Source organism: Deinococcus rhizophilus (assembly GCF_030271215.1).
Lineage (GTDB): Bacteria > Deinococcota > Deinococci > Deinococcales > Deinococcaceae > Deinococcus > Deinococcus rhizophilus.
The window spans coordinates 1-5,807 of sequence record NZ_JASNGB010000188.1 but is presented as its reverse complement, the minus strand read 5'-3'; the positions used below and the strand labels follow the sequence as shown (position 1 = coordinate 5,807).

Here is a 5,807-nt window from a genome sequence, read left to right as displayed (position 1 = left end):
AGCCGTGCTGGACGTGCTTTTCTAAAACTGAAAGATGTCAGTCAAGCCACTGTTGGCCCGCTCGCCGCCGATGGAAGCGCAGGGTCATGCCATCCTCGTCGGCGCTGACCAGCACCCGGAACGGCTCGGAGGGGAACAGGTGCTGGAGATGGCGAAGCAGGAATTCCGCGGCTGCAAGGCCCATCCGGAGGTCCGGGAAGGGGCGGTCCCCGGGCTGAACGTCAAGGTGGACATGGTTGACCAGACACTCGATGGCCGTCTCGTCCCAGGAGGGTCCAATCTGGAACGCAGTGTGATTCGGCGTGATGGCGGGCAGGACGAAGCACCCATCGCCGCGTCGCACGACAGGTGAGCCGAGGGGCTCCCGGAGGTTGGCTGGCAGTGTGGGCGGCTCCCGGTCCGCGCCCACCCGCAGTTGGCGCCGGGCCAGGGGGTTCGCCACGAGCATCTCACGGCCCACTGTAGGGCGACCGACCCCAGTGCGGAGATCTCTCCTTCAAAGTCCGTGCCCCAAACTCTGGACCCAGGCGGGTTTCAGCCGTCCCGAGAGCGGAGGCCCTGCGCTCGCCGGACCAGCACTGTTCCTACCACCAGCAGGGTCACAGCCAGGAGGCCAGACTTCTGAGCCAGCGCCAGGTCCCCCGACAGCAGCAACAGCCCACCCACCACTGCGGCCACCCCACCGCTCACCAGCGCGATCACGCCACTCAAGCCGGACAAGATGGCCCACCACCTCATGGCGTTTCCTCCTGAGCCCATGACCGGAACGCCTCGCCGGTCGCCAGGTCGAACACGAACATGCGGGCCTGCGGCGCGAACTCCGTCGGCAGTTGCACCCGCAGTTGGCCAGGCGCTTCCGGCAAGGTCACCTGCTTCACGCAGCGGCCCACCACCTTCCAGGGATCCCCGCTGCGTCCCCGCACTTCTACCCGGAAGACGGGCACCGGGAAGGTCACGGTGGTCTCCTCTCCCTGGGTCTGCACCCTTGGAAGAAAGATCTCGCGGGCTCCGCGCCGGTACTTGGCGACCGGCCGACTTCCCCCTCCACGGGTGGGGCAGTACAGCTGCCGGGTCAGGCTGTAGGGATCCCGGTGGCCCCGTTCCCAGGGATTGTCCACCAGATAGGCGGCTCCTCCCTCCTCCTCGACCAGAAAGGTTTTGCCCTCCGGATCGACGTAGACGGGCAGCGTCCGGTGAGGCAGGCCCGCCAGCAGCGCCTCGGTCGCCGCCCGCTGCCGCTCGGTGGCCCGGTGCGCGCCCCAGGTGAGGTTCAGCGGAGCCCCGTCCCGGTCATGGGGGACCAGGAGCGTCGCCCCCAGCAGGATCAAGGTGGTCGTGATGGACGGCAGCCAGGCCAGGCGCCAGGGCTGATCCCCGGAGAGCCGCCGGGTCACGAATCCGGCGGCGGCCCCCGAGAGCGCGAGATTCGGGAGCGCGAACAGCAGCACGAAGTCGAGCGGCGAGAAGGCGAAGTGACCGCCCATGGGGTCGACCTCGCGGGAGTACACGCCCCCGATCAGGAAGCTCATGCCCAGACCGAAGGCGGCCCCCACGCCACAGGCCAGCAGGGTGCGGAGGCCGTCCGTCCGGAGGGTCAGCGCGAGTGCGGCGACGAAGCCCAGAGCGGCCAGCACGCGGGCAGGTTCCGGGGGGAGTGTAAAGAAGGTCAGGGCGAGCAGCAGGACGAGGACGCTCAGGGCACTCCATCTCGCGGCCTGACCGGGTGAGGGTGGATGCTTCAGCACAAGAAGCGCCCGATCAGCAGCACCCAGACGAGGAGCAGCAGGGCGGCGAGCAGGAGGATGGCGGCCGCCAGCCCCGACGCCAGCCTCCAGATGCTGATCCAACGCGGACGTGCTATGAGCCCCAGGAGGAGAGCAGAAATCATCAACGGCCCGGCGGCCAGGAACGCGCGGGGAGGAGAGGTGAATTCGTCGAAGCAGTTCCAGCGGATGGGCCGGGGATAAACGGCCAGCACGGCCGTGACCGGCAGACTCAGCGCCACCCCGAGCCACAATCCCCGCGATTCCACACGGGAGCCCAGCAGTGACCGTGCCGTCCCCCAGGCCAACGCGGCGGAGACCGCCCAGAGGGGCAGGATGTTGAGCACGTGCTGAAGCCCCATGGTGACCGGCAGTCTGCCGTGACCGCGCTGACGGGGCGTGAGGAAAACCATGCTCTGGGAACGCCCCCGTGTGGCAGGCACCAATGCGTCGTGTCCCTGTCCTCAAAGACGGCGCTGCGCCCCGAACCCAGGCTCTATGGTGGGCAGGTGCATTGGACACTGGACGCCTGGGACGGCTCGTGGTTGATCATTCCCGACCTCCATGGAGACGCGGGAAGGTTACACGCGGCCCTGGAGGTTGCAGAGACGAGGTATCAAGCGGCCCGTCTGGTGTTTCTGGGCGACCTGATCGACGACTCCCCGCGGCGCCGGGAAGCCCGGGGCCTTCCCGGTACCCCCGGCGCCCCGGACGCCTCCCGTGAGGTGCTGGCTGCGGTTCGTGCGCGAGTGGAGTCCGGCCGCGCGCAGGTCGTGCTGGGCAACCATGAGGTGATGGCCATGGCCGCCGTCTTGGACGGTGACCAGGCCTTGATGGACCTCTGGTGGAAGGTCGGTGGGCGCGAGGCCGCGGCCTCCTACGGCTGGAACGGGAGCGGGGACGCGGGGGCTCTGGCCGACGATCTGCGCTGGCTGCGCGATCAGGCCCGGCTGTGGCTGGAGGTCGGCCCAGCCGGCCAGCAGGTGCTCCTGGCCCATGCCACGCGCCCGAGCCCCGAGCGCGTGGCCCGTGGGCAGAACCGCGTCACCGACCTGTGGCCTGACCCGACTTCCGATGACGTGGTGTGGTTCCCGCTGGGCTTACAGAACAATCCCGCTTACGCCTTCCTGGCACCGCTCCCGGCCGGCTTTCAGGCGAGCGTTCATGGCCACATGGAAACGCCTGAACTCCACCGTCTCCTTGACGCCGTCGGCCAGCCTGCGCTCCAGATCGATCTGCATCCCAATTACGACCAGCTGTGCGTGCTGACCATCGACGCGCTGGGGCGAGTTGAGCCCCAGAAGGTCAGCAGCTTCGTGCCGCTGCGACGGGGCTGAGGCCCTACAGTGCGGAGGTGGCAGGCGAACGGCCCCGCGCGGGGCGGGCGACGAAGCTCTACCGGGTGCCGGCCCCGTGGTTCATCCCCTTCGAGGTGACGGGTGCGGCGCACCTGACGGAATTCCTGGGGAGGCAGTTGCTGCCGCGGCTGGAAAGCATCGTGGCTCTGGGGGCCGCGCAGCTGCTGGCCGAGGGGCCGGACTGGGGTTACTGGCTAGACGCGGACCGGATCGGGCTGGGGACACTGAAAGGTCCGATCTCGTTCGCGCAGGGCCTGACGGCACCCCTGGCGCTCTCGATTGGAGGGTTACGTCTGGACGCGGTCCAGGCCCGCGCGTTTCACGAGCGGCTGGACGCCCTGCTGAAGGAATACGGCGAACTCAGCGGGGCGCAGGCGGGAGGCCAGAGCTATTCCATCGCCTTGCTGCTGGCCAGGGGGAGCTGGCAGGAGTGAGTGGGTCTCGTCTGCCTGGAATAAATCCAGTCACAGCACAGGACGGTCAGTCATCGTCTGCGGTCATCCGGGAACGGGCAGGCGAGTGGGCACCGCCCGCCCCGCCTGCCAGGTGAGGAAGCCCCCGTCCAGGTTCACCGCGTCCACCCCGAGTTCCGTCAGCAGCCGCGCCGCCGCGTGGCCGCGCTGCCCCACCTGGCAGTACACGAGGACGGGCTGCTCCCGGAGTTCGTCCAGCCGGCTGCGGAGGTCGTTCAGCGGGACATTCACCGCTCCGGGAATGCTGCCGCGGGCATACTCGGCCGGCTCGCGCACATCCACGACCAGGCGGTGCGTGCCTGCCACCTCGTGCCATTGCCGGGTACGGGTGAGGCCGTCCATGACGTTCTGCGCCACGTACCCCAGCATGTTCACGGGGTCCTTCGCGCTGCTGTACGGCGGGGCATACGCCAGAGGCAGGTCCGCGAGGTCCTCGGCGCTCAGGCCGGCATGCAGGGCGGTGGCCAGGACGTCGATGCGTTTGTCGGTGCCCTGTCCGCCCACCGCCTGCGCCCCGTAGATGCGGCCGGTTCGGGCATCGAAGACGAGCTTGAGGTGGATCGGCTCGGCCCCGGGGTAGTACCCGGCGTGCGAGCCCGGATGGGTGTGGACCACCGCCGGGGTCAGACCCAGAGCCCGGACCTGCCGCTCGTTCAATCCAGTGCTGGCGGCGGTCAGGCCGAACACCTTGGCGATGGCGGTCGCCGGGTGACCGCCGAACGAGACGTCCCGGCCCGCGATGTGGTCCGCGACCAGCCGCCCCTGCCGGTTGGCGCCCCAGGCCAGCGGCACGAAGGCGACGTTCCCCAGCGCGTCACGCACCAGCGCCGCGTCCCCCACCGCGTAGATGTCCGGGTCGCTGGTCTGGAGCTGCCCGTTCACCAGGATGCCGCCGCGCCCAGCGACGTCGAGCCCCGCCTGCCGGGCCAGGGTGTCCTCGGGACGGACCCCGACCGCGAGGGCCACCAGGTCCGCCGGGAGGACGCGGCCGTCGGCCAGCGTCACGCTCTGCTCGGTGATGGCGCTGAAGCCCACGCCGCTGATCACGGTCACGCCGTGCCGCTCGAGTTCCCGCTGCACGAGGACGGCAAGTTCCGGATCGAGGGGCGGCAGGACCTGTGGAGCGGCCTCGACCAGCGTGACCGCCTTGCCCGCCTCGCGCAGGTTCTCGGCCACCTCGAGGCCGATGAACCCGGCTCCGATCACGACCGCGTTCGGGCCACGGGTCTTGGCGGCGGCCTTGAGGCGGTCGAGGTCCGGGAGGGTGCGCAGCGGGAAGGCCAGCGGTACCCCGGGCAGCGGCGGGAGGATCGGCGCCGCGCCGGGACTGAGGATCAGTTTGTCGTAGGGCAGAACGTGGACCTGACCGCTGCGCTGGTCGGTCACGGTCACCCGCCGGGCCTCCCGGTCGATGGCGGTCACCTCGTGGCGGGTGCGCACGTCCAGCCGGAAGCGGGCCGCGAGGGATTCGGGCGTGTGCAGCAGGAGCCGCTCGCGGTCGGGGATGGCGTCACTGAGGTGGTACGGCAGGCCGCAGTTGGCGAAGCTGACATGCTCGCCACGCTCCAGAACGGTGATCCGGGCGTGCTCGTCGAGCCGGCGCAGCCGGGTCGCGGCACTCATGCCTCCGGCGACGCCGCCGACGATGACGATGTTGAGGGGAACGTGGTTCATGGGAAGCTCCAGAGGTCGGGGGTCAGGTCATGGCCCCGGCGAGGGGGTTCAGGGGGCAGGAGGGGACGATTCGCCCGGCGCCCTGGCCCCGTGCAGCAGGGCCTGAAGCTGGGGAGCGTCGACCGGTCCGAGGTGGCGGGCCGTGACCTGCCCCGTGCGGTCCAGGNCCCGGCGAGGGGGTTCAGGGGGCAGGAGGGGACGATTCGCCCGGCGCCCTGGCCCCGTGCAGCAGGGCCTGAAGCTGGGGAGCGTCGACCGGTCCGAGGTGGCGGGCCGTGACCTGCCCCGTGCGGTCCAGGACGAAGGTGCTGGGATACCCGCTGACCTGCAGGGCCTGCCGCAGCTCTCCCCCATCGACGAACGTGGGGGCCTGAACGCCGAGGCCGTCCAGGAAAGTGCGTACCTGCGCCGGGTCCTCCCCGGCATTGATCAGCACGACGGGCTCACCAGCGGCCAATGCACGGGCCAGGACCGGCAGCTCCGCGCGGCAGGGGCCGCACCAGGTCGCCCAGACGTTCACCACGGCGGGCCGGGGCAGG

The 5,807-nt window shown here is 70.1% G+C and carries 8 protein-coding genes; 3 read left to right on the top strand and 5 right to left on the bottom strand.

Translation table 11 applies throughout. The annotated features are described in order from the left end of the window. The first annotated feature begins 34 nt into the window (after positions 1-34). The gene (locus QOL99_RS14585; RefSeq protein WP_285524889.1) at positions 35-352 is read left to right on the top strand and encodes a hypothetical protein; all 318 of its coding nucleotides are present in this window, start codon (positions 35-37) and stop codon (positions 350-352) included. A 182-nt stretch (positions 353-534) separates the two neighbouring features. On the opposite strand, the gene QOL99_RS14580 is transcribed toward QOL99_RS14585, so the two are convergent. From QOL99_RS14580 to QOL99_RS14570, 3 genes are read right to left on the bottom strand one after another with little or no spacing between them, the layout of a single operon-like run. Next, positions 535-738, bottom strand: coding sequence for a hypothetical protein (locus QOL99_RS14580; protein ID WP_285524888.1), 204 nt, complete (start codon positions 736-738; stop codon positions 535-537). Next, positions 735-1,745, bottom strand: a complete 1,011-nt coding sequence (locus QOL99_RS14575; RefSeq protein ID WP_285524886.1) for a hypothetical protein — start codon at positions 1,743-1,745, stop codon at positions 735-737. The genes QOL99_RS14580 and QOL99_RS14575 overlap by 4 nt, the downstream gene beginning before the upstream one ends. Further along, the gene (locus QOL99_RS14570; RefSeq protein ID WP_285524884.1) at positions 1,739-2,125 is read right to left on the bottom strand and encodes a hypothetical protein; all 387 of its coding nucleotides are present in this window, start codon (positions 2,123-2,125) and stop codon (positions 1,739-1,741) included. Before QOL99_RS14570 ends, QOL99_RS14575 begins: the two co-directional genes overlap by 7 nt. Positions 2,126-2,215: 90 nt before the next feature. Between QOL99_RS14570 and QOL99_RS14565 the strand changes: the two genes are divergently transcribed. Continuing rightward, entirely contained in the window at positions 2,216-3,100 is an 885-nt protein-coding gene (locus QOL99_RS14565) for a metallophosphoesterase (protein ID WP_285524883.1), read from the top strand. 17 nt (positions 3,101-3,117) lie between these two features. Continuing rightward, complete coding sequence (locus QOL99_RS14560) at positions 3,118-3,555, top strand: hypothetical protein (RefSeq protein ID WP_285524882.1); 438 nt, start codon at positions 3,118-3,120, stop codon at positions 3,553-3,555. Between the two features lie 63 nt (positions 3,556-3,618). Here QOL99_RS14560 and QOL99_RS14555 read toward each other — a convergent pair whose 3' ends face one another. After that, positions 3,619-5,268 (bottom strand): FAD-dependent oxidoreductase, encoded by a 1,650-nt coding sequence (locus QOL99_RS14555; protein WP_285524880.1) that lies wholly within the window; start codon positions 5,266-5,268, stop codon positions 3,619-3,621. Between the two features lie 181 nt (positions 5,269-5,449). Further along, a partial coding sequence (locus tag QOL99_RS14550) for a TlpA family protein disulfide reductase (protein WP_285524877.1) occupies positions 5,450-5,807 on the bottom strand: 358 nt, incomplete at its 5' end.

Coding starts and splice junctions, on each gene's coding strand:
- QOL99_RS14585 (WP_285524889.1), top strand. CDS start 35: ATGTCAGTCAAGCCACTGTTGGCCCGCTCGCCGCCGATGGAAGCGCAG.
- QOL99_RS14580 (WP_285524888.1), bottom strand. CDS start 738: ATGAGGTGGTGGGCCATCTTGTCCGGCTTGAGTGGCGTGATCGCGCTG.
- QOL99_RS14555 (WP_285524880.1), bottom strand. CDS start 5,268: ATGAACCACGTTCCCCTCAACATCGTCATCGTCGGCGGCGTCGCCGGA.
- QOL99_RS14570 (WP_285524884.1), bottom strand. CDS start 2,125: ATGGGGCTTCAGCACGTGCTCAACATCCTGCCCCTCTGGGCGGTCTCC.